Source organism: Sphingobacterium sp. ML3W (assembly GCF_029542085.1).
Taxonomy (GTDB): domain Bacteria; phylum Bacteroidota; class Bacteroidia; order Sphingobacteriales; family Sphingobacteriaceae; genus Sphingobacterium.
Map to the genome: position 1 here is coordinate 4,924,288 of NZ_CP107036.1, position 25,696 is coordinate 4,949,983.

Sequence of the window (25,696 nt, forward strand, 5' to 3'; positions counted from 1 at the left end):
TTTAATATATATAAGCTGATGCGCAAGTAATTTTATTTTTATGAGAAAATGAAAGTTTAAACAAAAAAAGCAGTGCTATTGAAATAATTGCTAAATTGTCTCAATAAACTGATTTTTAACGGAAAAGAAAAACGACCAATATACTGAAGTGTTGGGACTTGGGTTATGAGAAAAGAATTTTATGAAGCTAATTTGATTCAGGATCTCGCTATGGGAAGTGAGGCCGCTTTGCTGCAGTTTTACCAGCTGTATGCAGATCGAATTTTTGATGTTTCCTTTTATTTGTTGAAAGATACGGGTTGGAGCGAAGATATTGTGCAGGAAGTATTTGTTAAGTTGTGGACCAATCGTATGAGCATAAAACAAGATGTAGATCTTTGGCCATTTCTATATGTTTTGGCCAAAAGAGAGTGCTTTAACAAACTAAGGAGTATTAAGCGCTCGCATGCTGCTTTTGAACTATTAGCCTATCACATCGAAGGCCAATCAGAGACCGCTGATCGAATGGTCGAACGAAAAGAGCTGTCCGAGGAAATTGAGGGTTACCTTTCCCAGTTGCCGGCTCAACAAAAACTTATATTTACCTTGAGCAGGGTAGATGGAGTTCCCTGTCAACAAATAGCTGAGGAACTAAACCTCTCTAAAAACACGGTAAAAAATCATCTTGCCAGAGCGTCGAAATCCCTGAAACAGGTCCGATCAGGAAGAAACCTGTTATTATCCTTATTTTTTTATTTTTATTAAAAAAAGAATATTTTATGTAGTCCTTTTTTGCTTTTGTGGTGTACTGTCTAAAATAAACTTAGAAAGTACGAACCAATTTGACCATGCAAGAAGAAAGACTACGCTATTTGCTGACCAATTATTTCCGAAATACAATCTCGCGGACTGAGTTAAAAGAGATGTTAGATAAATTGGATGATCTGGATGAATCCCAGTTTTCATCTCTGTTTGAGAGCCTGGAAGAGAAGATTCCAGTTCGTTCAGAACTATTTGACAGAGATAACGTAGCCAAGCAGCTTTCTCATCGTATTCAAGAAGACAAAGAAGAATTAGCATACAATGGAAGAAATAGAATAAACTATGTCAAGTGGGGTAGTTTAGCTGCTGCAGTTGTTATTTTTTGTTTTTCAATCGTATACTTTGTAAAGCGCGAAACGGCGCCGATAACACATTCTAAACAGGTTTTAGCGAATGAGATCGCTCTCCCTGATGGGAATGCACCCATACTTACACTGTCTACAGGTGAGCAATATTCGATTTCTGCCGATAATCCCGAGTCATTGGACAAAGGTAATCTGACTATTGTTAGAGACAAAGATGGAACGTTGTTATATCAGCTGAAACATGGTGAGCACGGTTCTGAAAAACGGACATTTCATAGCCCCAAAGGGAGTGCCTTGACGCTACAACTGATTGATGGGACAAAGGTACATTTGAATTCAGGATCCAGTTTAACTTACCCCGTACATTTTGAGACAGCCAATAGATTAGTTTTCTTAGATGGTGAGGCCTATTTTGATGTCGCCCATGACCCCGCCAAGCCCTTTATCGTAGAAACAAAGCAAACACGGATCAAAGTTCTGGGAACACAGTTTAATGTATCATCCGATTTAACCAAGACCAAAACGCTGACAACTTTGATCAAAGGTAAAGTAGAAGTCAGCTTGGGCAGCACCCGTAAAATTCTAGCCCCCGGTATGCAAGCAGAGTCAGATCCGGAACAAAAGCAGATTGTGTTGAAACAGGCTGATCTAAAAGAAATCTTGGCATGGCGTGATGGTTTTTTCCGCTTTACAGAAGATGATATAGAAACTGTGCTTCAAAAAGTAAAAGATTGGTATGATATCAAAGAGATCAAAATACAATCTACTTCAACAGACACATTTACTGCTATGGTTAAAAGAACTAAGAAGCTTTCAGATTTACTCAAGCAGCTCGAAAAGATATCCAATTATAAATTTAAAATTCAGGATGGGAGGGTCCTTGTTATGTGACAATACGAGATGAAGCTAAAAGTAATCGGAAGTGCTCGTAACACTCCCGATCGATGCTTAGCAATTAAATAGACCTAATTGAGTTATGAACCATTTAACACCAAACCTATACAAATGTATAAAAGGAATAGCAAAAGTTGCTTTTTTAAACAGAAATTCTTTGTAAAAGCATTAATCAGGATGAAAGTATGTATACTAATCCTCATCATCTCCATGGTGCATGTCCATGCGGCTAGCTTTGGTCAACAAGTAACCTTGGATATAAAAAACGGACATTTGGTGGATGTCCTGGATGAGATCCAAAAACAAACGGGGTACGAATTTTTGTACAATAATAAATTAATCAATAAACAGAAGCGGGTGACCATTAAAGCAAAGAATAGAAACTTTAAGGAGGTCCTGCAGGAGTTTTTGACCGAAAGAGATCTTGCTTATGAGCTAAATCTGAATACGGTATTGATCGTTGCAAAACCGACATCGTCTAACCTGCCGCAAAATTTTGCACGGGTACAGAAAAAAAAGATTACCGGGGTCGTTTCAGATGCAAAGGGGAATGCATTGGAGAGTGTCACCGTTGCGGTCAAAGGGACAAGTGTAGCAACAAAGACCGATGCACAGGGACGATATACCCTGGAAGTAGAAGATCAGCATAAGATACTTGTATTTTCCTTGGTGGGCTACCAGTCCGTTGAACATACGATAGGTAGCTCCAGCCAAATCAACATGACCTTAGTGGCGGCAGTAAGTGATTTGGAGGAAGCAGTAGTTGTTGCTTATGGAAAGCAGCGAAAAATAAGTGTGATTGGGGCTATTAGTAGTGTCTCACCACAACAGTTAAAAACACCCGTAGCCAAAATTAGTAGTTCACTCGCAGGGCAAATGGCGGGTGTTATCACTGTGCAAGGTTCAGGAGAACCGGGATCGGCGACGTCGTTTTGGATACGAGGCGTCAGTAGTTTTGCTGGAAGTAACAGTCCATTGATTTTGGTTGATGGAATCGAAAGACCCATGGATTTAGTTGATCCTGAAGATGTGGAGTCTTTTTCTGTCTTAAAAGATGCGACAGCGACAGCTGTATATGGTGTAAGGGGGGCCAATGGCATTGTGATCATCACCACGAAAAGAGGAAAGAAAAGCGCCAAACCAAGCATCAATGCTCGCTTCGAACGTGGTATACTGGAACCCATACGACTACCAAAACTGGCCAATGCCACACAATGGTTGGACTATTATCACGATCTTAATTATGAACAATCTGGTATGGCTCCGTTATCGCCAGAGGAGATCAACAAACATATCAATAAGTTAGATCCGGATGTATACCCTAATGTGGATTGGATGCAGGAAATATTTAAGAAAAGAACGTCCAATGGCCGGCTCAACATGAACGTAACTGGAGGTGGAGATTTTATTAAGTATTATGTGTCAGGTTCCTATATGAAAGAAAATGGGATTTTTCAACCTCGAAAGACATCCAACTATGATCCTTCTGTGAATTTCGACCGAATCAATTTCCGGTCAAATGTAGACATTAGACTTTCGCCTTCGACTGAAGTCAATTTAAATCTTTCCAATCAGTTTGAAACAAAAAATCGTTTAGGAGTAGATTTAGGAACCATGTATGATATCATCTTGCATACCACTCCCGTGGCAACGCCAACACAATTTTCGACAGGAGCCTATGCAATGAGTCCCTATTATTTTCTAAATACAACAGGATATTCGAAAGATTTTTGGAATAATGCACAGTCCTTGGTTGGGGTAACACAGGACTTTTCTGAATTAATAACGCCTGGGCTGAGAGCCAATGTCAAATTCTCCTGGGATGCTAAGAATTGGACCGCACTGGATCGTCGTAAGAATCCCGTTACTTATTATGTAGACAAGAAGAATGCACGGGACAGCGATGGAAATCTAATTTTTATAGATAATGGTGCGGGAAGCGACTATTTCGAACTGGATGACAAGCATTCGGGCGAACGGGCGATTAACTTTGAAAGTTCACTGATGTATGACCGCTTATTTGCCGACAAGCATCGCCTAGGTGGGCTATTCTTATTTTCTATGCGCGAGCGAACAAATAATTTTCCTGAGAAAAATTATATCGCTGCGCTCCCATACCGAAATACGGGGATCGCTTCACGTCTGACTTATTCCTATCAGGACCGCTATTTTATCGAAGGAAACTTTGGTTATAATGGGTCGGAAAATTTTGCCCCGAAAAAACGTTTCGGATTCTTTCCATCCTTGGCAATGGGTTATGTGTTGAGTAATGAGACTTTCTTTAAACCGTTATTATCTGTAATAAATTTCCTAAAGATACGGGGATCCATTGGTAAGATCGGTAGTGATAAGATTGATGGCCGGCGCCGATTTGCCTATAACTCGGAGATGGAGGATCGTGGTAGTTATTCTTTTGGTATCAATGGAAAAAAATGGCTGCAGGGAATTGCTACAGGTTATCCAGGGAATCCATTGGTCGCCTGGGAAAGTGCTTTGAAACGCAATATTGGCGTGGAATTAACCATGTTCAATAAGTTGACGATTCAGGCAGATTATTTTGCGGAGAAACGTGAAGGGATCTATATTCCACAAGAAAGTGTTCCATCCATCGTCGGGGTTAATATAAAGCCGTTAGTAAATATCGGTAAAATGGAGAATAAAGGGATAGAAGGCTCCTTGGAATTTAACCATCGTCAAGGAGATTTCGGCCTTCAGGTTCGGGGTAATATCACTTATAATCGCAACAAAAAAATATTTGATGATAAACCCACGCCTATATGGGCCTACCAATCCGATATAGGACAGCGTTGGGGGCAGCAACGTGGTCTAATCGCAACGGGTTTGTTTCAGTCGGAGGAGGAAATCGCACATAGTCCGGTGCAAAAATTTAGCCCTCCACGTCCCGGAGATTTGAAATACCGGGATATCAATGGTGATGGAGAAATATCTACGGAGGATATGGTGGCTATTGGTGATACCGATATGCCGCAGTTGACCTATGGTTTTGGAACAAGTGTATCTTGGCGAGGATTCGATATTGCAGCATTTTTTCACGGTGTGGGAGATATCACCCGGATTATTGCGGGAGGACCTTTGTACGGACAGACGGGCAATATCTGGAATTCAGGACAAATTTATGCAGATGTGGCCGATAATCGCTGGAGTGCCGATAATCCAAATCCAAATGCGCTCTATCCACGCCTGTCGCTCAATATTGCGAATAATTCCCAGGCATCAACATGGTGGCAGCGGGACATGAGTTTCATGCGCTTAAAGAATTTGGAGTTTGGCTATACATTGCCCAAACAATGGACTGAAAAATGGAAGCTGTCTACTCTGCATGTGTATGCACAAGGAGTGAATGTCTTTACATTCAGTAAATTCAAGTTATGGGATCCTGAACTGGAAACTGTGTCCGGAAGTAGTTACCCGCAAATGCGCGTATTTAATATTGGTCTAAGTGTGATATTCTAATTGAGAAAATGATGAAAAAATATATTTACCTCCTGTCTTGTCTTCTGGTGCCCTTTGTCTTTGGGGCATGCAGCAAGTATTTAGATGTAGATCTTGCCAATCAAAAAACGCTTGACGAGACGTTTATGAAGCGTATCACAACAGAGCGATATCTGGCCCAAGTCTATGGTTATCTGCCTATTGAACATGATTTGTTTAATAGTGAGGGGGGCAATGTCCCGCTGAGTGATGAAGCACTGTTCTCCTGGGTGGCTTGGGTACCCTGGCTCAACTTCGCGAATGGAGGCTGGGGTGTTACCACAGATGAGTATGCTACTTGGGTACATAATTATCAGGGTATTAACCAGGCGACCGTTTTTATTAATAATATTGATAAAAACGTGGAATTAAATGAGCCTACCAAAAATGTGATGAAAGCCGAGGCTAGGTTTTTACGGGCCTATTTTTATTATTTATTGTTGCGACGCTATGGTCCGGTATATGTCTGGGGTGATCGTGCCGCAGATGATAAGATTGATGCGAAGACCGTAGATAGAATGCCTTTGCAAGCCAATGTCGATTTTATTCTCTCCGAATTTGATAAGTCAACAGCGGTGTTGCCTCAGGAGATTACAGATCAGGCATGGTATGGTCGCTTGACAAAAGGTGCGGTCATGGCTGCAAAATCGGAACTTTTATTGTATATGGCACGTCCCTTATTTAATGGCGCAAAATTATATGTTGGAATGAAGAATAAAAGCGGAGAATTCTTGTTCCCTCAGACTACCGATCTCACTAAATGGGAGCTGGCCGCCACAGCGGCCAAAGATGTGATCGACTTGAATCTGTACATGCTATACCAAGATAATAAGGAAACAAACCCGTTTCGTCGTGCGATAAAATCGTATATGGGAGTTTATTTTGAAAAATGGAATTCAGAAATTATTTGGGGTCGCTGGTCTGATGATGGCTTTAATTATAATGTCCGTACAGCCCCCCCTCGGGTGGTGACAACGGGTTGGGGTGGATATGCGCCATCATTGAAATTGGTAGATGCTTATCCCATGGCAAATTCTGGACGATATCCGGTAACAGGCTATAGCGCCAATGGCCAACCGATTATCGATGAGAAATCGGGGTATCAAGAAACGGGATTTACGGATAACTATGTTCATCCATTGGACAATTTTGGGAACTTCAAAGCGCATAACAGTTGTGTGGGACGTGATGCCCGCTTTTACGCCTCTATTTTGGCCAATGGAATGTACTGGATCAACACATTACATGGCACGAAGAAGGTTACGTTTTTTGATGGCGGAACATCGACCTATACTACCACGGGGGACTGTGTAAAGTCTGGATACCTTTGGCGGAGAATGAGTGACCCGACAAATGATATCGAGTCGGGAAACTGGGGACAGTTTGCGTGGCCCTATTATCGCCTGGCTGAGATATACCTCAATTATGCGGAAGCATGTAATGAAAAACCAAGCCGGAATGAAGCCGAAGCCTTAAAATATGTCAATCTCGTCCGCCAGCGTAGCGGTTTGAATAAATTGGAAGAGGCTTACCCAGAAGTATTGGGAAATAAGGAGTTGCTTCGCGCACTCCTCCGCAAAGAACGGATGGTGGAAATGGCTTTTGAGGGGCATCGTTATCCAGATCTAAGAACATGGATGATCGCAGAGCAGGAAATGAACGAACCTTATTATACGCGTAATGTTGCCGCCAAAACCTATGAAGCCTCATGGGAAAGGACGAAGGATGTTTTTCCTGGAAAACGAGTTTTTCAGTCAAAGCATTATTTCTTTCCGATACATCAAAAGCAATTGAGTGAGATGGTCAACATTACACAGAATTATGGATGGTAGTGCAAATTTACTAATACTGAAGAAGATGAAAACTTGTATTTCGTATTGTGTCTTCCTGTTGGCATTTGCCCTGATTCTTGGGTGTCAGAAGGATGATCGAATGAATAATATGGTCGACGATACCATTTATTTCAAAGACTTTAAAGAAAATAAAATAACTGTATTTGACTGGGGGAAGTTTGATTACAATGTGACTGTTGTCAAAGCTGGAATTGGGCAGAAGGAAGCGAAGGTGAATTTTAAGATTGATGAAGCATATCTGGCTGATTATAATGCCCGAGAAGGGACAAATTATAAACTGCTTCCTGCGGACTGCTATAAAATTGACAAAATAACGTTGACTTTTGAGAAGAAGGATTATTTACATGACATAGCAATTGTGTTTGATAGTGAACGGATAAAATTATTACAGGGGAAGTATAAGGAAATGTATGTCCTTCCTTGCCGAGTTGAAACCCAGGATGACATATTACATTCCTTGAAACCAGAAATGGCAACAACTTTGCTTATTCCGAATGTTAAAGATCCTTTTTTAGAATTCACGTCACCGGGTTTGCAACTTGAGCAGATTAAATTGACACCAACGGGATCAGAACAAATAAAGGGGCAGGCCTCGGTTATAACAAATTATCCTAATCAATGGGATCTTACATATGAAATTGAAATCGACCCACAGATTCTGGATACTTATAATGGAACAGTTTCTGATGACAAGAAACTGAAATTGCTTCCGAAAGCAGCATATCAATTGTCGGATATGCCCTACAAAGTCAATGCCATGAAAAATAAGGGAAGTTTCGAATTTACGATCCTTAAAAAGGGGCTCACCAATGGTACGACAAATTTATTTGGTGAATATGCCTTGCCTTTACGGATTAAATCTGTTTCAAAAAATAGTGTTAATCCAGAAGCGTCAACCATATTGGTTCCGGTTTCATTTCAACCACCAGATATTGCCCGTACAGGCTGGAAGGTTATTCAGGCTTCATCCGAATGGATTGGTGGGGGTGAAAAAGAAAACATTTTGGACGGCAATGTAGATACCTACTGGCATAACATTTGGATGGGGGGAGAACCGCCACTACCGCATTTCTTAGTCATTGATTTGGGTAAAGAGCATGAAATGATGGCAATTGAGCTCATAAGACGGGCAAATAATGATCTGAAGACTGTCCAATTTGAAGTGAGTACTGATAATAAAACCTATATTCCGGTAGGCAAAGTTGACTTTGGTGCCAATAATCCAAAACATACACTTATGGCCAATATTCCAACGACGAAAGCACGTTATTTGAAATGTATTGTTACCGAGAGTAACCGTCCACCTTCATCTGCTATCGCCGAAGTATATGTAAAAGGTCTGTAGCGATATTTGATATTTATCGTATTATCTGAAGGTAGATTGTTAGTATAGGGCTGTTCGAAAAAAATCGAATGGCCCTATTTTTCTTTAAGAGGAAGGTGTGAACTAATAACTTGAATAGTCACTCGATAAAGTCCTTAAGAAATTACTTTTGGGTATAGCAGAAAAAGAGATCGACTTTCTGCTGGCCACTTATGACGAGTAGGATGCAAGGGAGAAACGCAAAGAATATGCCGCAAGGTGGCCGAAATGTAGAACACTCAAAAAAGATGGGGTAGTTTGACCAAAAGGCTTTCAAGCAGTCCAGTGAAATGCAAACAGCCCATTAACGCTTTTTTTGATGATTACTATAATTAAATGATAGGTTATAGGTAATCAAGATACACATTAAAGCTGGAACACGCTATTACCAAATTATAACAAGTGACAATTTTCAATCAATTTTTAAACAGTAATCAGTCATTGTTTATTCAGTTCATACTGAATCATCACTGAGCAAGCACTGAACAAACACTGAATAAGTACTGTCAAAAAGTATAAGTTGGTTACTATTTGATGCTTCGTTTGCTGCACCTAAAAATTAAAAGAAAAAAAGCGAAGGCAGGACCCTTGTTGTAACTGTTGAAGATTGTACAGCTCCTTTGGTACCCTTTACACGGTTAGCTTTGGAATTTCATTTCGATGGTTCGTATTCACGTCCAGAGACCGGTTCAATATAGGTATCTGTAGATACTGAAAAACAAAAAATCCTGCAATTTTGATTTGCAGGATTTTTTGTTTTTAGTAGCCCGTAGGGGAATCGAACCCCTGTTTCAAGAATGAAAATCTTGCGTCCTAACCCCTAGACGAACGGGCCATTTTTTTGTGATGCTGCAAATATAGAAGCTTTTTCAATAAGCACAAAAAAAAAGTGTTCTTACATTGCTAATTCGCTGAAATTGAGAAAAATTATTTTTTTAGACAACCTTAACCAACGGCATATGCGAGCATATATTCATTGAATTTTTCATAATGTACCTCAAAAGTCTGCTGGAGAGGGCTGCTGTCGAGTACGAGTTTCAGTATGCCTTGTTTTTCGTATTCAAATGGCTCAATGGTCATATTGTTTAGAAAGGATACACCTGAATTACCTTGTAGTTTATAGATCGCCTCTTTGGCACACCAACAGGCATATAATTGCTCATATCGTGTTTCAGCTTTCGTGATAAAAGCAAGTTCAGCGGGCTTAAGAAACTTGTGTTGAATCCGTTCCACTTTGGTTTTAATAATTTCCATATCTATCCCCACTTCTCCTTTGGTACTTATCATCGCCGCAGCATAGTCAAAAGAGTGTGAAAGTGAGATTTTTTGTGGAAAATTTGCAAGATAAGGCTTGCCGTTGGCGTCGGACGGACAGTCAATGTAATGTGAGGTATTTAATAAAGTACGCAATAGAACACGGGTTGCTAGCCAATGCAAACGCCTTTTGCCTTTGTTAAATGAACCTAATTTGGCTTTTTCACGCTCATCCAACTGCAGTTTGGATAATAAATCATCATCCGATTCTTCAATCCGCCAAATGGCAAATTTAGTTTGATTATCTATTTCACGTAAATACACTAGACTCATACCCAAATTTAAAAAACAAATCACAAATTATCGCACACTCAATGCCGAGCGATCTGAAAAATTAATGGATTTGTTTTTTTTACATAAAAAATAGCGTAAAAATTTGTGTGAGAACCGTATTTTTGAATTTATATAGCATGGCCTGATGCTCTTGCTATCTTGATACACATGATTTTATCGGATAAAAGAATTCTTGAAGAGATTGAAAATGGCAGTATTGTCATTCAACCATTTGATCGTAAGTGCTTGGGAACAAATTCCTACGATGTGCATTTGGGTAAATATTTGGCAACTTACGCGGATCGCGTTTTGGATGCCAAAAAGCATAATGAAATTAATCATTTTGAAATTCCAGACGAGGGTTTTGTATTGGAACCTAATACCCTTTATTTAGGCGTCACTCAGGAATATACAGAAACGCACAAACACGTTCCTTTTTTGGAAGGAAAATCGAGTACTGGTCGTTTGGGAATTGACATCCATGCGACAGCTGGTAAAGGTGATGTGGGCTTTTGTAATACTTGGACATTGGAGATATCTGTTGCGCAACCCGTCAGAGTCTATGCCGGTATGCCAATCGGTCAATTGATTTATTTTGCTGTAGAAGGTGAGATAGAGACGTTTTACAATACAAAAGGTAATGCAAAATATAATGGCAAGACTATCCGTCCTGTCGAATCCATGATGTGGAAGAATAGTTTCTAAAATGAAAAACGTTGGATGGATTATTTTAGGGATGCTATTGATTGTCTTAGTCAGTGGGTTGCTCTATTACTTTGTCCATCCAATGTTTGGCGGAAGCTTTAAAGGTACACGATTGGAGCGGATGAAGCAATCGCCGAATTTCAGAAATGGTGTATTTCATAACCTAGAGGTGACACCGTCCTTGAAGAGTGATGTAAACGTCGTCTCTTTAATGTGGGATTTTCTTTTCAATAAAAAACCGGGGCTGAAGCCATTAGGTGTATTACCAGCCCTAAAATGTGATCTAAAAAATCTGCCATCACAAGATCTTCTGATATGGTTTGGCCACTCATCCTATCTACTGAAGATCGATGGTAAATTATTGCTTGTAGACCCTGTATTCAGTGAAAATGCTTCACCCGTTCCGGGGAGTAACAAAGCGTTTAAAATCGCAGTGGATTATACAGTAGCAGACTTCCCCAAAATAGATTATCTATTTATTTCCCATGATCATTATGATCATCTTGATTATGAGACCATCATCAAACTGCGTGAGAAGGTAGGTCAGGTCATCTGTGGTTTGGGGGTAGGCGCGCATTTCGAATCCTGGGGTTATAAAACAGAACAAATTGTCGAAGGCGATTGGTATGATCAGGTAAATCTTGTGCCTGATTTTCAGGTAACTTTCACCCCTGCTAGACATTTTTCCGGACGCAGAATCACGAGAAACAATACCCTTTGGACTTCCTTCGTGCTAAAGACTTCAAAGTATAATTTATTTTTAGGAGGTGATAGTGGTTATGGAAAACACTTTAAGACAATCGGTGAACGGTTTGGGCCATTTGACCTGGCTATTTTAGAAAATGGGCAGTATAATGATGCTTGGCATTATATTCACTCTTTGCCTGAAGAATGGGGACTTGAAACCAAAGATCTGCAAGCTAAAGTCACTATGCCTGTCCACTCTTCAAAATTTGCTCTGGCCATGCACGGGTGGAAGGAGCCGATGGAGAAGTTCTATGAGACCGCTCAAAAGGAACACAGTAAACTTATTACCCCGAAGATAGGGGAACTGGTTTCTCTGAATAAGCTGGATACCATATATTCCCCTTGGTGGCGGGACGTCAATTAAATTTATTGCTTGTTCTTTTCAGCAATCCACAGCGACATATATTTTGTGCTCTGTACAGTATGATGCAGGAGTATCTGGCTTATAAAATTCTGTTGTCGATGTTTATCCAGCTGAACCTTGAGTAAAGATAGATTGGTCATAAAATCCGCTTGATATTTCCGTTTTTCATAACGCTCGTTGATAATGCGAATGCCATTGGTCTGTGCTGTTTTCCAGGCGATCTCATCGTTATAAAGCTCTACTGTTTTTTGACAGAATGTTTCAGGCTCATCTTCGATAAAGCCATTCCAGGCTAGGTTACCTCTCATCGCCTCGGCACCAATGGATGTTGTGATGGAGGGAGTCCCCGTTTGCATGGCATCGATAAATTTGCCTTTTACACCAGCGCCAAATTGTATCGGCGCAACCAATAGTCTGTAATTGGACATGGTGAGCTTTGCAGAATCAGCCCGTCCCTTGATATGAAAATTCTCCCTGGGATTATGCAGCTGAAGTACTTTTTGGGTAGGATAGGCCCCATAGATATGTAATTCTACTTTCGGAAGCATTTTCCGAAGAATTGGCCAAATCGTTGTCTTTAGATATTGCACGGTATGCCAGTTCGGCTCATGGATGAAATTACCAATAAATAGTAGGTCTTTTCGCTCTTCAAATGGTTTCCAGGCATTAATATCGGTAGCAGTAATCTCATTTTCAAGAAAAGGGAGATAATAGAGAATATCGGGTGAAATGCGGAATACTTCCGTTAGAATTTTCATTTCGGACTCCGAAATAATCAATGATAAATCGCATCGTAATATTGAAGCAATTTCTCTTTTTGCAGTGTCGGTAAATAATTCCTCGAAAGAAAAATCGTCCTTGTTTTTAATACAGGTTTGTCGTGCCTGTCTTAAGAAATGGAGATCCTCGGTGTCAAGTATCCGAAGTGCATCCGGGCATTGTTGGGCCAACCGCCAACCATATTGTTCCTCCACCATAAAGCGGTCAAAGACAACAATATCAGGTTGCAGCTCTGCAATAAATCCGTCAAAACTGTCAGAGTTTAATACAATGGACTGTTCGTCAACACCTAGGGGCTTTAAGGCTGCGCTATAGGGCGACTTCGCCGCTGCGGAAGCAAATGTAATTTGATAAGAACGATCCAGGAATGTCTCGATCAGTTGCATCATCCGAAAGCCGGCAGCTGAGGATGTTGGCTCTGGCCATACCAGTCCGATAAACAAAACCCTTTTCTCTTTCATGGGCGAAAATTACAGATTAATGTCAAAAGAATTGATGAAAACTTAACAATTTATCATTTTCAAACGATTAGCTTTATTTCGTGTTTATATACGGTATGGTTATTATACAATAAACGATAATATGGGCAAAACTATTGTTCAACGCATTCGACATTTTTCGCCAAAAACCTATTGGAAAGAACTAATAGCTGTTTTGGTCATTTTGTTAGCCTTTGTTTTTTTTAGAAATGAAAGAAAAGAGCTGGCTGCCATTATTCCCCAGTTAAAGGCGGCAGATCTGACTTGGGTTTCGGTCGGCATTGGTATAACCCTGCTCTATGTCCTATTGCAAGGTCTGATGTATGTACAGAGTTTCAAAGCCATTGGTCTTTCGATCAATTTGAAAATTGCCATAGATCTATTCTTAAAAAGAAACCTGCTCAGTGTATTCCTCCCCGCAGGCGGTATTAGCTCACTCGCCTATACCACCACGCAGTTGCGAAAGAGGAATCTAAATACGACACAGATTCATCAGGCTGGTGCGCTCTATGGTTATGTGGGACTGCTAACTGTCTTTCTGATCGGTGTTCCCGTGATATTATATACCATTTGGGACAATAAAAATTTTGGGGATGCTTGGATTTCATTACTGATTTTGGGTGTGCTTTTGGCCGTTGTATTCTGGTTGGTATGGTCCTTTCGTACCCATAAAGGGATCTATCGGTGGGTGGAATTAAAATTTCCGGCAGTTGCCTCCAATATTGACGAGATATTTTCTGGAGAAGTGAAGATGAAATATCTCTTAGGGACAGTATTGGCTTCAATCGTCGTGGAGTGCTGTGGGATAGCCCATGCTTTTGTCAGTATGTATGCTTTGGGCTTGGATCACTCCTTTGAGGCGGCAGCTATAGCCTACACGGTTTCGGTAGTTTTGATGATTGTATCCCCTTTTTTGCGAGGATTGGGGGCGGTGGAACTAACCATGTTATATATCTTCAAAGCATACGGTTACGGTCAAGCCGAAGGTTTGGGCATAACCATTCTTTATCGGGTATTCGAATTCTGGCTGCCGCTATTGTTAGGATTAATCGCTTTTGCTTGGCGCGGTAGGCAGCTTTTAGCGCGTGTAGGACCAGCCTTGCTGATCTTCTTTTTGGGTATGGTCAACATTGTTTCGGTACTGACGCCACCATTGGCAGATCGCATGAAGCTAGACCGGTTTTATTTACCTCTCGAAGCTATTCATGCATCAAAGTTTATGGTATTCGTTTTGGGAGTAGGTTTGTTGGTTACCTCGGCCTATTTGATCAAAGGCTTTCGCGTGGCATTTTGGATAGCTGTTGTGTTCAGTGCGCTTTCTTTATTTGGACATGTGTTTAAAGCATTGGACTATGAGGAAGCATCAGCAGCCCTGTTGACCCTTATCTTTTTGGGGATTAGTTATAAGCAGTATCGGATTAAAAGTAATATTCGCTGGGTAAGGATCGGATTTGTAACCTTTGCTGTCGGATTGATTGGGGTCTGTTTATTTGAAATATTAAGCTTTTACTTTATTGATAAACAGCATTTTGGTGTTGAGTTTACTTGGCGGCAGTCCATTTACCATACCATAAGAAGTTTTTTGTTATTCGCTGATGATGATTTGATGCCACAGACCAATTTCGGGCAGGAATTCCTGCGGATTACGCAAGTTTTGGGGATTTTTTGTTGGTTTCTACTCATCTACGCGCTCGCCCGCCCGCGTTTGATTACCGACGAGGATTCGAGTAAGTCTGAACTAGAACGGGCGCAGCAGCTGTTGGACGAATTTGGGCAATCACCGATGGATTTTTTCAAATTGGGGAAGGACAAGTATCTTTTTTTCTCTGAGGTTTCAGAGGGTTTTACAGCTTATCGACTAGCAAATGAGTTTGCCATAGTATTGGACGAACCAGTCTGTGAACAAGGAGATAAAGAAGAACTGGTTGAAGAGTTTGACCGGTATTGTTATGCAAATGGGTTAAAAGCGATTTACTATCGGGTTGATGAAAATAGTTTGGTTCATTTCTCGTCGCTTCGAAAACAGAAGATAACAATCGGTCAAGAGGCTGTTTTGGAATTAGCGGCATTTACACTGGAAGGGAAAGACCGTAAATCACTGCGTAATGGACTTAATGCAATTCAGAAAAAAGGGTTTACCACAGCGGTATTGAAAGCGCCGCAGCAACTAGAGACCTTGGAAGAGCTTAAGGCAATTTCTGATGAATGGCTGAGGGAATTTGATAAAAAAGAAATGGTCTTTTCCCAGGGAATGTTCAGCGCCGAAACCCTCGTTGAGCAGGATATTATTGTTCTTAAAAATGATGGTGACAAAATCGTGGCCTTCCTGAATATTATTCCTGATTATGCCAAGGATGAATGTACTTATGATATGATCCGAAAGTCGCTGGAAGCACCGGGCGGTAGTATGGATGCACTAATAGTTGAGATGATCAGCTATGCAAAAGCTCAGAATTATAGCTATTTGAATATGGGAATGGTTCCCATGACTGGGTTGGAAACAACGGATAGTCCGGCAGAAAAGATTATGAAATTTGCTTCCACCCGCTTGGGAAACTTCAAACATTATCATAGTCTGCGCGATTTTAAAGAGAAGTATGCGACCTTTTGGGAAAACAAATATCTTATCTTTGATAATGATTTTGATCTGATACAGCTCCCTGTTGCATTAGTTAAGGTGATGAAACCTAATGATTAATATACTTTGGAGCCTTATTAAGCAAGCATTACTGATCCTATGAAGAAGTTTACCGTTTTATTTATCATCGGTTGCATGGCATTTCATGCACTCGCCCAACAACGTTTGATCGAAATGAAATATTGGAATAATAAATCAGTATTACCTCTGGTACTTTACTTGAGTGGAGATGGTGGATTCAATTCTTTTTCAAATAAGATATGTCAGCTGATTGCTGATGCGGGTTACGCTGTGGCTGCTATTGACTCAAAGAGCTATTTTTGGAAGAAAAAGACCGCCAAGGATATCGCCGCGGATATCTCGAATACGCTCAAAAACCTTATTTTGGCAAGACAGAATCGGCAGCTTTTTATTGTGGGATATTCTTTTGGAGCAGATGCAGTACCTTTTATCATAAACCGTATTGATCCCTTGGTAAAGAAAAATGTGCGAAGCATCGTACTGTTGGAGCCCTCAGTATCCACAGATTTAGAGATTCATATCGCCGACATCTTAGGGCGGAGTAGTACCAAACGTAGCCTTGACGTTGTTGCCGAGATTAATCGGATAGAGGGGATTAAAACGAGCATTGTTTTGGGAGATGATGAGGCCGAATTTCCGGTAGAAAAGATTCGATTGAAAAACTTTAACAAGAAATATCTTTCAGGTGGACACCATTTTAGTGGCAATGCAGATAAAGTGGTTAAGACAACCCTGTCTCTTTTTTAGTATTTCTTATCCTAGATCAAATAAATTGATAAAAAGACCCACTATTTTTGAATTAGTTTTTAAATAGAGAAGACACATGGAATTAGGAATAGGAATGTTTGGTGACTCCAGGATAGATCCCACTACAGGTCAGATCCAGGCTGCACAGGATAGAATGAAAGAAATTATTGAAGAAATCAAACTGATGGATCAGGTTGGGTTGGATTTCTTTGGTATCGGCGAGCACCATCGGGAAGATTATGCTGTCGCTGCGCCCGAAATTATACTGGCCGCGGCTTCCACAGTTACCCAAAACATCAAGTTGGGTAGTGCTGTTTCGGTATTGAGTTCGGCTGATCCGGTCAAATTGTTTCAAGATTTTGCAGCGGTCGATCTGTTGTCCGACGGTCGGGCAGAGCTTATGGCAGGTAGGGGCTCGTTTATTGAGTCATTTCCGCTATTTGGATATGATTTGAAGGATTATGCGGATTTGTTTGAGGAGAAACTGGAACTACTACTACGGTTGAATAAACAGAATCCAGTGACTTGGCGCGGAAATTTTAGAGCTCCTTTGATCAATCAGGAAATTTTTTCGCGACCAAAGAATGGATCTTTGCCAATCTGGGTTGCAGTAGGGGGGACCACTTCATCTGTTATCCGCGCCGGAAAATTGGGTTTACCTGTCATGTTTGCAATTATTGGGGGGATGTATGAAAGTTTCGACCATTTGTTTGAAATGTATCGCCAAGCTTATGAAGATAATGGACACGATATGTCAAAATTTCAAGTTGGTGTTCACATGCATGCCTTTTTTGGTGATAACAGTGCGCAGATTGCGGATTATTATTATCCGATCTACTCGGCACAGATGAATCGGATCGGAGCAAGTCGCGGATGGCCACCCTATCAAAAGACACAATATGACTTTGGCAGATCGTCTCGGGGGCATCTTATCGTTGGTGATGCAGAATATGCAGTTGATAAAATTTTGGAGATCCATGAGAAATTTGGATTGACCCGTTTCTCGGCACATATGGACGTTGGGGCACCCGGACATAAAGAAATGTTGCGGTCTATTGAGATCTATGGCGAAAAAATAGCACCTAAAATTAGGTCGGTACTTAATAAAGATAGCTAAAAGGGCGTATTATCATTTTTTTTAAGCAGAGATATTACCTACCTTTGTCAGTAAATTATTTTAGATAGTAGAATGCTTGGACTTAAGTTGTTGACAGATCCGCGATGGGCAAATATCGCTGAAGGAAATTTGGAGGAGATTCTGACAGATCATGCTTGGTGTGAACAGAAAGCCGCTTCAAATGCAATATCCTTGATCACAAACAACTCAGAGCATGAGGATTTGGTTCATGAATTGACGGCTATAGCTATTGAAGAAATGGAGCATTTCAAAATGGTTATTGACATTATCAAAGAACGGGGCTACACATTGGGGCGTGAACGGAAAGATGACTATGTCGGTCAACTGATGAAATTCTCCAAAAAAGATGGCAGCCGGAATATGGCTTTTATAGACAGACTACTATTTGCTGCGATGATTGAAGCGCGTAGTTGTGAGCGGTTTAGGGTTTTGTCACAAAATATTCAAGATAAAGATCTGGCGCAATTTTATTACGATCTGATGGTGTCCGAAGCAAACCATTATACCACATTCCTGAATTTTGCAAGGAAATATTCCGTGGATGTCGACGTAGACAAACGTTGGAAAGAATGGTTGGATTTTGAGGGTAAACTGATCCAGTCTTACGGAAATAAAGAGGCCATACATGGCTAAAGGATAGCGAATCTACCTATTTTAAAACACATACATAACAGTTGTCCCGTTCTATTTTCTTTAGAACGGGATTTTTTGTCACTTAATTATTCTTATCTTTGTACCGTGATTGAAAAAAGTAAAATAATAGATATCAGGAGTTTGTCTTTGAGTCAGATCAAAGATCAACTGACCGCGTTGGGTGAGCAAGGCTTTCGTGCAAAGCAGATTTACGAGTGGCTATGGGAAAAATCCTGTGTAGATTTTGATCAAATGAGTAATTTGAGCAAGCCCCTACGCGAAAAGCTGAAAGAAAATTTTACAATTAATGCTGTCAAAGTTAAGGAGTCGCAAATCAGTTCAGACAAAACGATAAAAAGCAGTTTTAGACTTTATGATGGCAATATCATAGAAGGTGTACTTATTCCTGCACCCGAACGTATGACAGCCTGTGTTAGCTCGCAGGTCGGTTGTAGTCTGACCTGTAAATTCTGTGCGACGGGTTATATGGATCGAAAACGTAATCTTAATGCGGATGAAATTTATGATCAAGTTGTACTAATCAGTAAACAAGCTGAAGAAAATTACAATCAGCCGCTGACGAATATTGTCTATATGGGTATGGGCGAACCGCTGTTGAACTATGCCAATATGATGAAGTCCGTTGAACGTATCACAGCTGCAGATGGTCTTAATATGGCTGCTAAACGAATCACTGTATCTACAGCCGGTATTGCGAAAATGATCAAAAAATTGGGTGATGATCAGGTGCGTTTTAACCTGGCTCTTTCGTTACATGCAGCCAATGATAAAAAACGGAATGAGATTATGCCGATCAATGAGCAGAATTCCTTAGCTGCATTGGCGGAAGCACTGAAATACTTTTATGCGAAGACGAAGAGCCCAATAACATTTGAATACATTGTTTTCAATAATTTCAATGACGAATTGGAGGACGCAAAGGAACTTGCTAGATTCTGTAAGCATGTGCCTTGTAAAGTAAATTTGATTGAGTACAACCCAATTGCTCTTGCCGACTTCCTGAATGCGGAAGCTGATAAGATCGATGTATTTGCCAACTACCTCAAAAGCCAAGGAATCATTACGAACGTAAGAAGAAGCCGAGGAAAAGATATTGATGCCGCTTGCGGACAATTGGCAATAAAAGACAAGGATAAGGAGACTTCAGAGGCATAGTTTACAAGTTTGTTGGTATCTTTAACTGAGGGAGTTACCTGTATGCAATTTGATCTACGAAATATTCTGGGTGATTTTGCCGCCATATTCTTTCCCAAGGAATGTGCGTGTTGCGGTTGTGTGCTTAAATATCAGGAAAAATATATCTGTATTGCCTGTGATTTCCATTTGCCTTATACCAATTTTCATACTTACTCGGATAACGATACTGCCAGGCAGCTTTGGGGGAAAGTCCCTATCGAAGAGGCTTGCTCTTTTATGCTCCTACAAAAAGGGAGCCGTGTGGAGCGTTTAATTTACCAGATTAAATACAATAATCAACCCTTTTTGGCTGAATATCTTGGTTATCAGTATGGCCTCAAACTGCTTGAATCGGAACGATATCGCGGTTTATCAGCGATTGTTCCAATTCCCTTACATGCGAGTAAACTCAGGAAAAGAGGATATAATCAATCAGCATATTTTGGGCAAGGCCTATCTCGGGCAATGAATATTCCTTTACGGGATGATGTACTGAAACGTCAACGGGCGACAATGACACAAACAGGTAAAGACCGTCTATCACGTTATGAAAATGTAGAAGATATATTTGTCTGTAGACAGCTTTCACAACCGCTGGGAGAACATGTTTTACTTGTTGATGACGTTCTAACAACCGGTGCGACAATCGTTTCGGCTGCACTTACGCTACAGGAATCGTTAGGATGTAAGGTGTCTGTCGCAACTTTGGCTCGTGCCCAATAGTTGTATTGACAGCCCATGATGAAGCGATAGTTGATCCGAGCGGTATGAAGTAATAAATAGTTCTGGGTACATGAAGAAGATCTTCTAAACTCTTCTGTTTACATAATTCAATAGATAGGCAAATCCCGCCATACCAATACCTACAGAGTCAGCAAATAAATCCCACCAATCACCACTGCGGTAAGTAAAAATATAAAGCTGAAGTAATTCGGTCAATCCGGCAAATGAAAAGCCTAGGAAAGATACAATGAAAATAGGAAGCCAACGTGTTGGTTTTCCTCTAAATTGCTGTATAACACCATTATACAAGAGCGTGCAGAAAACGAAAAACATACCTGCATGAACAAGTTTATCCATGCCGGGGTAGCTAGGCACTTTATCAAAATTATTTCCGGGAAGCGTACACAAAACAATAACTATGATGGCCCAAATAAAACACCATTTATAGTCCAGTAGGATTTTAATCATGGGGATAAATATCCAAAAATTTCCTGATAGAAATGAAATTTAAATAATTTTAAAAAATTATTACACTGATAATCAGTTGATTATTGTATTTGTTTTGTTTTATATGGTACTATGTATTGCATGGTACCATAAAATACATATATCTTTGTATTGTTATGATAGCTGAAAATACACAAATCCAAATGAGGAAGGGGATACTTGAATATTGTATCCTATCCATAATTTCTCGAGGAGAAATTTATGCCTCCGATATTATCAGCGAACTGAAGAAAGCCCAATTGTTGGTTGTGGAAGGAACCTTATATCCGCTTTTAACACGTCTAAAAAATAATGGCTTGTTGAGTTATATATGGAAGGAATCGACTTCAGGTCCGCCTAGAAAATATTATGAAATTACCCAAGAAGGGCTCGATGTCCTTGCAAGATTGGATGTTACCTGGAATGAATTGGTGTTTGCTGTAAACACATCATTGGTAGGTAGAAACAATGATTCAACTAAACCAGTTAAAGACAATAGCGATGAATAAGACAATAATTATCAATATAAATAGCATCGTCTTCCATATTGAGGAGGATGCCTATGAGGTACTGCGGTCGTACATGATTGATATACAGAAGCATTTTGGTCAATCGGAGGATAGCCGCGAGATTTTAGAGGATATTGAGAACCGTATTTCTGAGATGTTTACAGAGAAGATCCAGGCAGGAAGTAAAGAGGTCCTCAATATGGAAGATGTAAATGCCGTTATTGATCAGATGGGCAGGGTGAGTGATTTCGAATCGGAGGATCAGGACGACTACGCTTCTTTTCGCCGCGAGACGAATTCCGATGGTTTTAAGGTCGGCAAAAAGCTGATGCGTGATCCCGATGATCGAGTTTTCAGTGGTGTCTGTAGCGGTCTAGGTCACTTTTTTGGTATTGAGGCCAAATGGGTTAGACTACTTTTTGCACTGTTTGTCATCATCGGAGGATCGGGGCTGTTGGTCTATGTCATTCTTTGGATTGTAATGCCACCTGCTATGACCAGGGCTGATAAAATGGAGATGCGGGGCGAAGCGCCGAATATCCAGAATTTTAAACGTTCTTTTGACGAGGAAATGAGCGGTGTGCGGGATACGTTTTCACGCGGATTGGATCGGACAGGAGATGGCGTGACAAAACTATTGCAAATCATTGTAAAAGCCATTGGTGTCTTTTTTGTCATCCTTGTTGGGGCAACACTCATTGGATTGATTATCGGATTAATATTCTTTGCATTAGCTATTGTAAACGTGATCCCTGATGTAATGGACGACTCTGGACCATTCTATTTAATGGAGCCTAACGATGTGCCTTTTGCTTTGATAGCTGGTTTTTTGTCTATATTCATTCCTCTTGCGGGATTATTTTACTTACTTCTACGTGTTCTTTTTGAAAAGAAGCCGATGAATAATTATCTGACAACAACGCTCTTCGTAGCGTGGTTGGCATCGATAGGAGCGATTATCTACTATTCAACTTCGATAGCAAAAGAATTTAGAGAATCAAGTACCATTGTCGAAGAAAAGCCTTTGCAAAAACAATCCGTGTATTTTTTAAGTGAAAATGATATTCGGGTAATCCGTTTAAAAAATGGTGTTAAAAGCGGTGTCGGCATAAAAAGCGATAACTTTTCGTCCTATCTGAAACGTGATATCCGGATCCGGATCGAACGTATAGATTCATTACAGGAACCTTATGTACGCTATGAATATTCTGCTAAAGGAAATACCTATAAAGTGGCTACCGACAGGGCTGCCAAAATCAATTATGTCCTTAAACAAGATTCAACTGCACTGATTTTTGATAATGCATTCCAGTTGAGTGAGGGTGAACGTTATCGGGACCAAGAGGTAAATGTTACATTGTTTTTGCCCGTAGGTACCAAACTGGTGATCAATGATAATCTGGAGGATAAGTTACGTGACATCTCATTTTATGATTGCCGCGACCGATACAATAAAGATTTAAGGGATGTAAGAGATGTCGAATTTGTGGTGACCTCGCTTGGTGTAAAATGTGCTTTGCCAGAAAAGGAATCTGCAGAAGAGGAAACTGATGATTCGGATAGCAACCATATTGTTATTGCTGATACATCCATTGTAATCCGAAGGGATACGATCATCAATGCGAAAAAAGATGGAGTGTCTGTTCAGATAAAAAAGAAATAAATCTTTAGAAGTCTTCCGCTCCTATGGAGTGGAAGACAAATTATACAAGCCAATACCATTATGAAACCCTTATGAGCTTATTGAATCTGCAAAACCAGATGAATATCTCCCTCATAGGAACTTCATTGCCTTAAAAAATGATTAACCTAATGAAAAAGTGTTTTTACTTCTTACTGTTAAATTTGTTGATTGTCTCCTTTGTCCAAGCGCAGGTGAAGGTTACGGGAAAAGTGCAATCTGCAGATAGTGTGCCGCTGCCTTTAGCAACGGCCTACCTGATGAAAGTCAATTCTGCTGTTGTTCTAAAAGCTGTCGTGACGAATGAATCGGGAGAATACCAATTTACAGATGTGGGGCCGGGGAGCTATCTCGTCGAGGCAAAGATGGTGGGGTATGCTTCAAATCGAAGTGGTACCTTTGCTATCAACAAGTCCGATCATTCACTTGAGGTAATCCAGCTTAATGCTGATAACCGAAAATTGCAGGAAGTCACGGTGGAAGGAAAACGCCCTATGGTCGAGAGTAAGCCCGGCAAACTGATCCTAAACGTAGAGAATTCTCCATTAGCAGCGGGCAACAATGCATTGGATATTGTCCAACGTGCACCAGGTGTGAGCCTCGACAACAACAATAATTTGCAGTTAATGGGGCAGTCGGGTGTAGCGGTTACCATTGATGGACGACAGACTTACATGTCTGGTGAACAATTGCTTAATTTTCTGAAAAGTACAGATGGCAATCAAATTAAATCTGTGGAAGTGATTACGACCCGAGCTGCAAAAGATGATGCCGAGGGAGCGGTGGGAACGATTAACATTGTCCTTAAAAAGAATCGGATGGAGGGGTTTAACGGAGCCCTTAATCTGACGGCGGGGCATGGTGAAAAGTTCCGGGGAAATAGTTCCCTTTCATTGAATTACAAAAGGAATAATACCACGCTATTTGGATCATATGCTTATTCTAATGAAAAGTCTTATCGAAGACTTTACATCGATCGTGTCATACAGAATGGAGGTAAAAAGAAATATTTCGAGCAAAAGTCTACATTGGATGAAGATGAGCGCAATCATTCTTACCGTTTCGGTGTTGAACAAAAGACATCTTCAAGAAATACGTTGACCCTGCAATTCAATGGATCTAACAATACCGAATACAATGACAATAATAGTAAAACCAACATTGGTACAGCTGTATCCGTTTATGATACAATATTAAGCTCTTCGTCTTCTTTCAAAGAATTGTTCGACCGTTATTCGGCTAATCTTAATAATGAGTTTAAGATAGATTCCAATGGACGGAAACTGACCGTTGACCTGGACTGGAGTAAATTTAGGAGCAGTAAACGTGTTACTTATCTCAATCAATATGCTGATATCAATAGTAAACCAATTGGTCCTGCGGAAAATGAACGTAGTGGAATGCCAATTGGTATTGATATCTATGTCGCAAAATTCGACTATGAACATCCCTTATCAAAAAAATCAAAGCTTGAGATGGGGGCTAAATATTCGAATGTAAAGTCCGATAATGACCTTCTTTTCGAAAAGCTGCAGAATGATTCCTGGGTAAACGATACGACACGGACAAACCATTTTGTATACAAAGAGCAAATCGTGGCTGCCTATCTAGATTATAATACCAGTATCGGAAAGTGGAGCCTTAAGGCGGGTGTGAGGGGAGAATATACGATTTCGGATGGTAATTCTCTTACGACAAGTAAACGTGTGAAACGTGATTATTTTCAACTTTTCCCCAACGCTAACTTGACCTATTCGCTCCATGAGAATCATATCTTGTCATTAGGTTACACCAGAAAGGTCACACGTCCTAATTATCGACAATTGAACCCATTTGACTATTATATTGACAAGTTGACCTTTGAGCGTGGCAATCCGTATTTAAATCCTCAATTTTCAAATGAATACACATTGAACTATACGCTATTGCAACGTTATAATATAACACTGGGGGTCAATGATGTGAAAGATGCAATTGTGGAAAGCATGGGACAGGATTCGGTCAAAGGTGAAACCTGGGTCATTCGGGAGAATTTGGGACGGAATCTGAATTCCTATTTAAATCTCAATATTCCTGTGACTGTGTCGAAGATCTGGAGTATGAACAATAACATCACAGGAATCTATTTTGATTTTGATGGTATGATTTCAGGTATTCCGGTCAAAAGGAAATCATTTCTGCTTCAAGCGAATTCCATGCATAATCTAAAATTAAGTAAGAGCCTTACTACCAATGTCAATTTACGCTATTTTTCACCTTTTAAATATAGTGTGTATGATCTAGAAGGGCGATGGGATATGGAAGTCGGTGCGACCAAAACATTTAAGGATCAACGAAGCTCATTAAAACTAGCCATTAGTGATTTGTTTAATACAGGCAATCAAAATTTACTCACTACTTTTGGCGAATTTGATTCTAAGATCAGGCAGCGTCAAGATCGGAGGGTAGTACGATTGACCTACTCGTACAAATTTGGTAACCTTAAAAACAATTACCGTAAAAAGGATACGAGCAACGAAGAGAAAGACCGGGCTCAATAGAAAGCTTAATAAA

General features: G+C 40.3%; 19 protein-coding genes and 1 tRNA gene. 16 read left to right on the forward strand and 4 right to left on the reverse strand.

Annotated features, from left to right (window positions below; all coding sequences use genetic code 11):
- The first annotated feature begins 165 nt into the window (after positions 1 to 165).
- The 5 genes from OGI71_RS20795 to OGI71_RS20815 all read left to right on the forward strand — a co-directional run bounded on the left by OGI71_RS20795 (position 166) and on the right by OGI71_RS20815 (position 8,690).
- On the forward strand, positions 166 to 744 hold the full coding sequence (locus OGI71_RS20795) for a sigma-70 family RNA polymerase sigma factor (RefSeq protein ID WP_282251619.1): 579 nt from the start codon (positions 166 to 168) through the stop codon (positions 742 to 744).
- Positions 745 to 827: 83 nt separating this feature from the next.
- Positions 828 to 1,997 (forward strand): FecR family protein, encoded by a 1,170-nt coding sequence (locus OGI71_RS20800; protein ID WP_282251620.1) that lies wholly within the window; start codon positions 828 to 830, stop codon positions 1,995 to 1,997.
- Positions 1,998 to 2,177: 180 nt separating this feature from the next.
- Positions 2,178 to 5,474 (forward strand): TonB-dependent receptor, encoded by a 3,297-nt coding sequence (locus OGI71_RS20805; protein WP_282251621.1) that lies wholly within the window; start codon positions 2,178 to 2,180, stop codon positions 5,472 to 5,474.
- 8 nt (positions 5,475 to 5,482) lie between these two features.
- Positions 5,483 to 7,324 carry a RagB/SusD family nutrient uptake outer membrane protein gene (locus OGI71_RS20810; protein ID WP_282251623.1) on the forward strand — a complete coding sequence of 614 codons (1,842 nt, stop codon included), beginning with the start codon at positions 5,483 to 5,485 and terminating at the stop codon, positions 7,322 to 7,324.
- 25 nt (positions 7,325 to 7,349) lie between these two features.
- Positions 7,350 to 8,690: a DUF1735 domain-containing protein gene (locus tag OGI71_RS20815; RefSeq protein ID WP_282251625.1), complete on the forward strand. Its 1,341-nt coding sequence runs from the start codon at positions 7,350 to 7,352 to the stop codon at positions 8,688 to 8,690.
- A 781-nt stretch (positions 8,691 to 9,471) separates the two neighbouring features.
- Here the strand turns inward: OGI71_RS20815 and OGI71_RS20820 are convergent.
- A tRNA-Glu gene (locus OGI71_RS20820) sits at positions 9,472 to 9,543 on the reverse strand.
- Positions 9,544 to 9,653: 110 nt separating this feature from the next.
- Entirely contained in the window at positions 9,654 to 10,295 is a 642-nt protein-coding gene (locus tag OGI71_RS20825) for a 4'-phosphopantetheinyl transferase superfamily protein (protein WP_282251627.1), read from the reverse strand.
- Between the two features lie 168 nt (positions 10,296 to 10,463).
- On the opposite strand from OGI71_RS20825, the gene dcd reads away from it, so the two are divergent.
- Positions 10,464 to 11,000 (forward strand): dCTP deaminase, encoded by a 537-nt coding sequence (dcd, locus tag OGI71_RS20830; RefSeq protein WP_282251628.1) that lies wholly within the window; start codon positions 10,464 to 10,466, stop codon positions 10,998 to 11,000.
- A gap of 1 nt (position 11,001) precedes the next feature.
- The gene (locus tag OGI71_RS20835; RefSeq protein ID WP_282251629.1) at positions 11,002 to 12,111 is read left to right on the forward strand and encodes an MBL fold metallo-hydrolase; all 1,110 of its coding nucleotides are present in this window, start codon (positions 11,002 to 11,004) and stop codon (positions 12,109 to 12,111) included.
- Between the two features lie 2 nt (positions 12,112 to 12,113).
- On the opposite strand, the gene OGI71_RS20840 is transcribed toward OGI71_RS20835, so the two are convergent.
- The gene (locus OGI71_RS20840) at positions 12,114 to 13,352 is read right to left on the reverse strand and encodes a glycosyltransferase (protein WP_282251630.1); all 1,239 of its coding nucleotides are present in this window, start codon (positions 13,350 to 13,352) and stop codon (positions 12,114 to 12,116) included.
- Between the two features lie 121 nt (positions 13,353 to 13,473).
- Here OGI71_RS20840 and OGI71_RS20845 point away from each other — a divergent pair, with 121 nt between their 5' ends.
- From OGI71_RS20845 to OGI71_RS20870, 6 genes are all read left to right on the forward strand, one after another.
- Positions 13,474 to 16,068, forward strand: coding sequence for a phosphatidylglycerol lysyltransferase domain-containing protein (locus tag OGI71_RS20845; protein WP_282251631.1), 2,595 nt, complete (start codon positions 13,474 to 13,476; stop codon positions 16,066 to 16,068).
- A 39-nt stretch (positions 16,069 to 16,107) separates the two neighbouring features.
- A complete protein-coding gene (locus OGI71_RS20850; protein ID WP_282251633.1) occupies positions 16,108 to 16,776 on the forward strand; it encodes an AcvB/VirJ family lysyl-phosphatidylglycerol hydrolase in 669 nt (222 codons plus the stop codon).
- Between the two features lie 76 nt (positions 16,777 to 16,852).
- Positions 16,853 to 17,893: an Atu2307/SP_0267 family LLM class monooxygenase gene (locus tag OGI71_RS20855; RefSeq protein ID WP_282251635.1), complete on the forward strand. Its 1,041-nt coding sequence runs from the start codon at positions 16,853 to 16,855 to the stop codon at positions 17,891 to 17,893.
- A gap of 72 nt (positions 17,894 to 17,965) precedes the next feature.
- The gene (locus OGI71_RS20860; RefSeq protein WP_120260452.1) at positions 17,966 to 18,547 is read left to right on the forward strand and encodes a tRNA-(ms[2]io[6]A)-hydroxylase; all 582 of its coding nucleotides are present in this window, start codon (positions 17,966 to 17,968) and stop codon (positions 18,545 to 18,547) included.
- Positions 18,548 to 18,655: 108 nt separating this feature from the next.
- The gene (rlmN, locus tag OGI71_RS20865; RefSeq protein WP_282256154.1) at positions 18,656 to 19,723 is read left to right on the forward strand and encodes a 23S rRNA (adenine(2503)-C(2))-methyltransferase RlmN; all 1,068 of its coding nucleotides are present in this window, start codon (positions 18,656 to 18,658) and stop codon (positions 19,721 to 19,723) included.
- 42 nt (positions 19,724 to 19,765) lie between these two features.
- Positions 19,766 to 20,467 (forward strand): phosphoribosyltransferase family protein, encoded by a 702-nt coding sequence (locus tag OGI71_RS20870; RefSeq protein ID WP_282251637.1) that lies wholly within the window; start codon positions 19,766 to 19,768, stop codon positions 20,465 to 20,467.
- An 84-nt stretch (positions 20,468 to 20,551) separates the two neighbouring features.
- Here OGI71_RS20870 and OGI71_RS20875 read toward each other — a convergent pair whose 3' ends face one another.
- Positions 20,552 to 20,935 (reverse strand): VanZ family protein, encoded by a 384-nt coding sequence (locus OGI71_RS20875; RefSeq protein ID WP_282251638.1) that lies wholly within the window; start codon positions 20,933 to 20,935, stop codon positions 20,552 to 20,554.
- Positions 20,936 to 21,090: 155 nt separating this feature from the next.
- Between OGI71_RS20875 and OGI71_RS20880 the strand changes: the two genes are divergently transcribed.
- The 3 genes from OGI71_RS20880 (at position 21,091) to OGI71_RS20890 (ending at position 25,683) form a co-directional block, all read left to right on the forward strand.
- The gene (locus OGI71_RS20880) at positions 21,091 to 21,462 is read left to right on the forward strand and encodes a PadR family transcriptional regulator (RefSeq protein WP_282251640.1); all 372 of its coding nucleotides are present in this window, start codon (positions 21,091 to 21,093) and stop codon (positions 21,460 to 21,462) included.
- Positions 21,455 to 23,125 carry a PspC domain-containing protein gene (locus OGI71_RS20885; protein ID WP_282251641.1) on the forward strand — a complete coding sequence of 557 codons (1,671 nt, stop codon included), beginning with the start codon at positions 21,455 to 21,457 and terminating at the stop codon, positions 23,123 to 23,125. The genes OGI71_RS20880 and OGI71_RS20885 overlap by 8 nt, the downstream gene beginning before the upstream one ends.
- A gap of 149 nt (positions 23,126 to 23,274) precedes the next feature.
- Positions 23,275 to 25,683 carry a TonB-dependent receptor gene (locus OGI71_RS20890; protein ID WP_282251642.1) on the forward strand — a complete coding sequence of 803 codons (2,409 nt, stop codon included), beginning with the start codon at positions 23,275 to 23,277 and terminating at the stop codon, positions 25,681 to 25,683.
- Positions 25,684 to 25,696 lie beyond the last annotated feature (13 nt).

Excerpts from the sequence above, each read along its gene's own strand:
- OGI71_RS20835 (WP_282251629.1), top strand. The coding sequence starts at position 11,002 with ATGAAAAACGTTGGATGGATTATTTTAGGGATGCTATTGATTGTCTTA.
- OGI71_RS20840 (WP_282251630.1), bottom strand. The coding sequence starts at position 13,352 with ATGAAAGAGAAAAGGGTTTTGTTTATCGGACTGGTATGGCCAGAGCCA.
- OGI71_RS20795 (WP_282251619.1), top strand. The coding sequence starts at position 166 with ATGAGAAAAGAATTTTATGAAGCTAATTTGATTCAGGATCTCGCTATG.
- OGI71_RS20855 (WP_282251635.1), top strand. The coding sequence starts at position 16,853 with ATGGAATTAGGAATAGGAATGTTTGGTGACTCCAGGATAGATCCCACT.
- OGI71_RS20845 (WP_282251631.1), top strand. The coding sequence starts at position 13,474 with ATGGGCAAAACTATTGTTCAACGCATTCGACATTTTTCGCCAAAAACC.
- OGI71_RS20810 (WP_282251623.1), top strand. The coding sequence starts at position 5,483 with ATGATGAAAAAATATATTTACCTCCTGTCTTGTCTTCTGGTGCCCTTT.
- OGI71_RS20875 (WP_282251638.1), bottom strand. The coding sequence starts at position 20,935 with ATGATTAAAATCCTACTGGACTATAAATGGTGTTTTATTTGGGCCATC.
- dcd (WP_282251628.1), top strand. The coding sequence starts at position 10,464 with ATGATTTTATCGGATAAAAGAATTCTTGAAGAGATTGAAAATGGCAGT.
- OGI71_RS20860 (WP_120260452.1), top strand. The coding sequence starts at position 17,966 with ATGCTTGGACTTAAGTTGTTGACAGATCCGCGATGGGCAAATATCGCT.
- OGI71_RS20850 (WP_282251633.1), top strand. The coding sequence starts at position 16,108 with ATGAAGAAGTTTACCGTTTTATTTATCATCGGTTGCATGGCATTTCAT.
- OGI71_RS20890 (WP_282251642.1), top strand. The coding sequence starts at position 23,275 with ATGAAAAAGTGTTTTTACTTCTTACTGTTAAATTTGTTGATTGTCTCC.
- OGI71_RS20870 (WP_282251637.1), top strand. The coding sequence starts at position 19,766 with ATGCAATTTGATCTACGAAATATTCTGGGTGATTTTGCCGCCATATTC.
- OGI71_RS20825 (WP_282251627.1), bottom strand. The coding sequence starts at position 10,295 with ATGAGTCTAGTGTATTTACGTGAAATAGATAATCAAACTAAATTTGCC.
- OGI71_RS20805 (WP_282251621.1), top strand. The coding sequence starts at position 2,178 with ATGAAAGTATGTATACTAATCCTCATCATCTCCATGGTGCATGTCCAT.
- OGI71_RS20885 (WP_282251641.1), top strand. The coding sequence starts at position 21,455 with ATGAATAAGACAATAATTATCAATATAAATAGCATCGTCTTCCATATT.
- OGI71_RS20880 (WP_282251640.1), top strand. The coding sequence starts at position 21,091 with ATGATAGCTGAAAATACACAAATCCAAATGAGGAAGGGGATACTTGAA.
- OGI71_RS20800 (WP_282251620.1), top strand. The coding sequence starts at position 828 with ATGCAAGAAGAAAGACTACGCTATTTGCTGACCAATTATTTCCGAAAT.
- OGI71_RS20815 (WP_282251625.1), top strand. The coding sequence starts at position 7,350 with ATGAAAACTTGTATTTCGTATTGTGTCTTCCTGTTGGCATTTGCCCTG.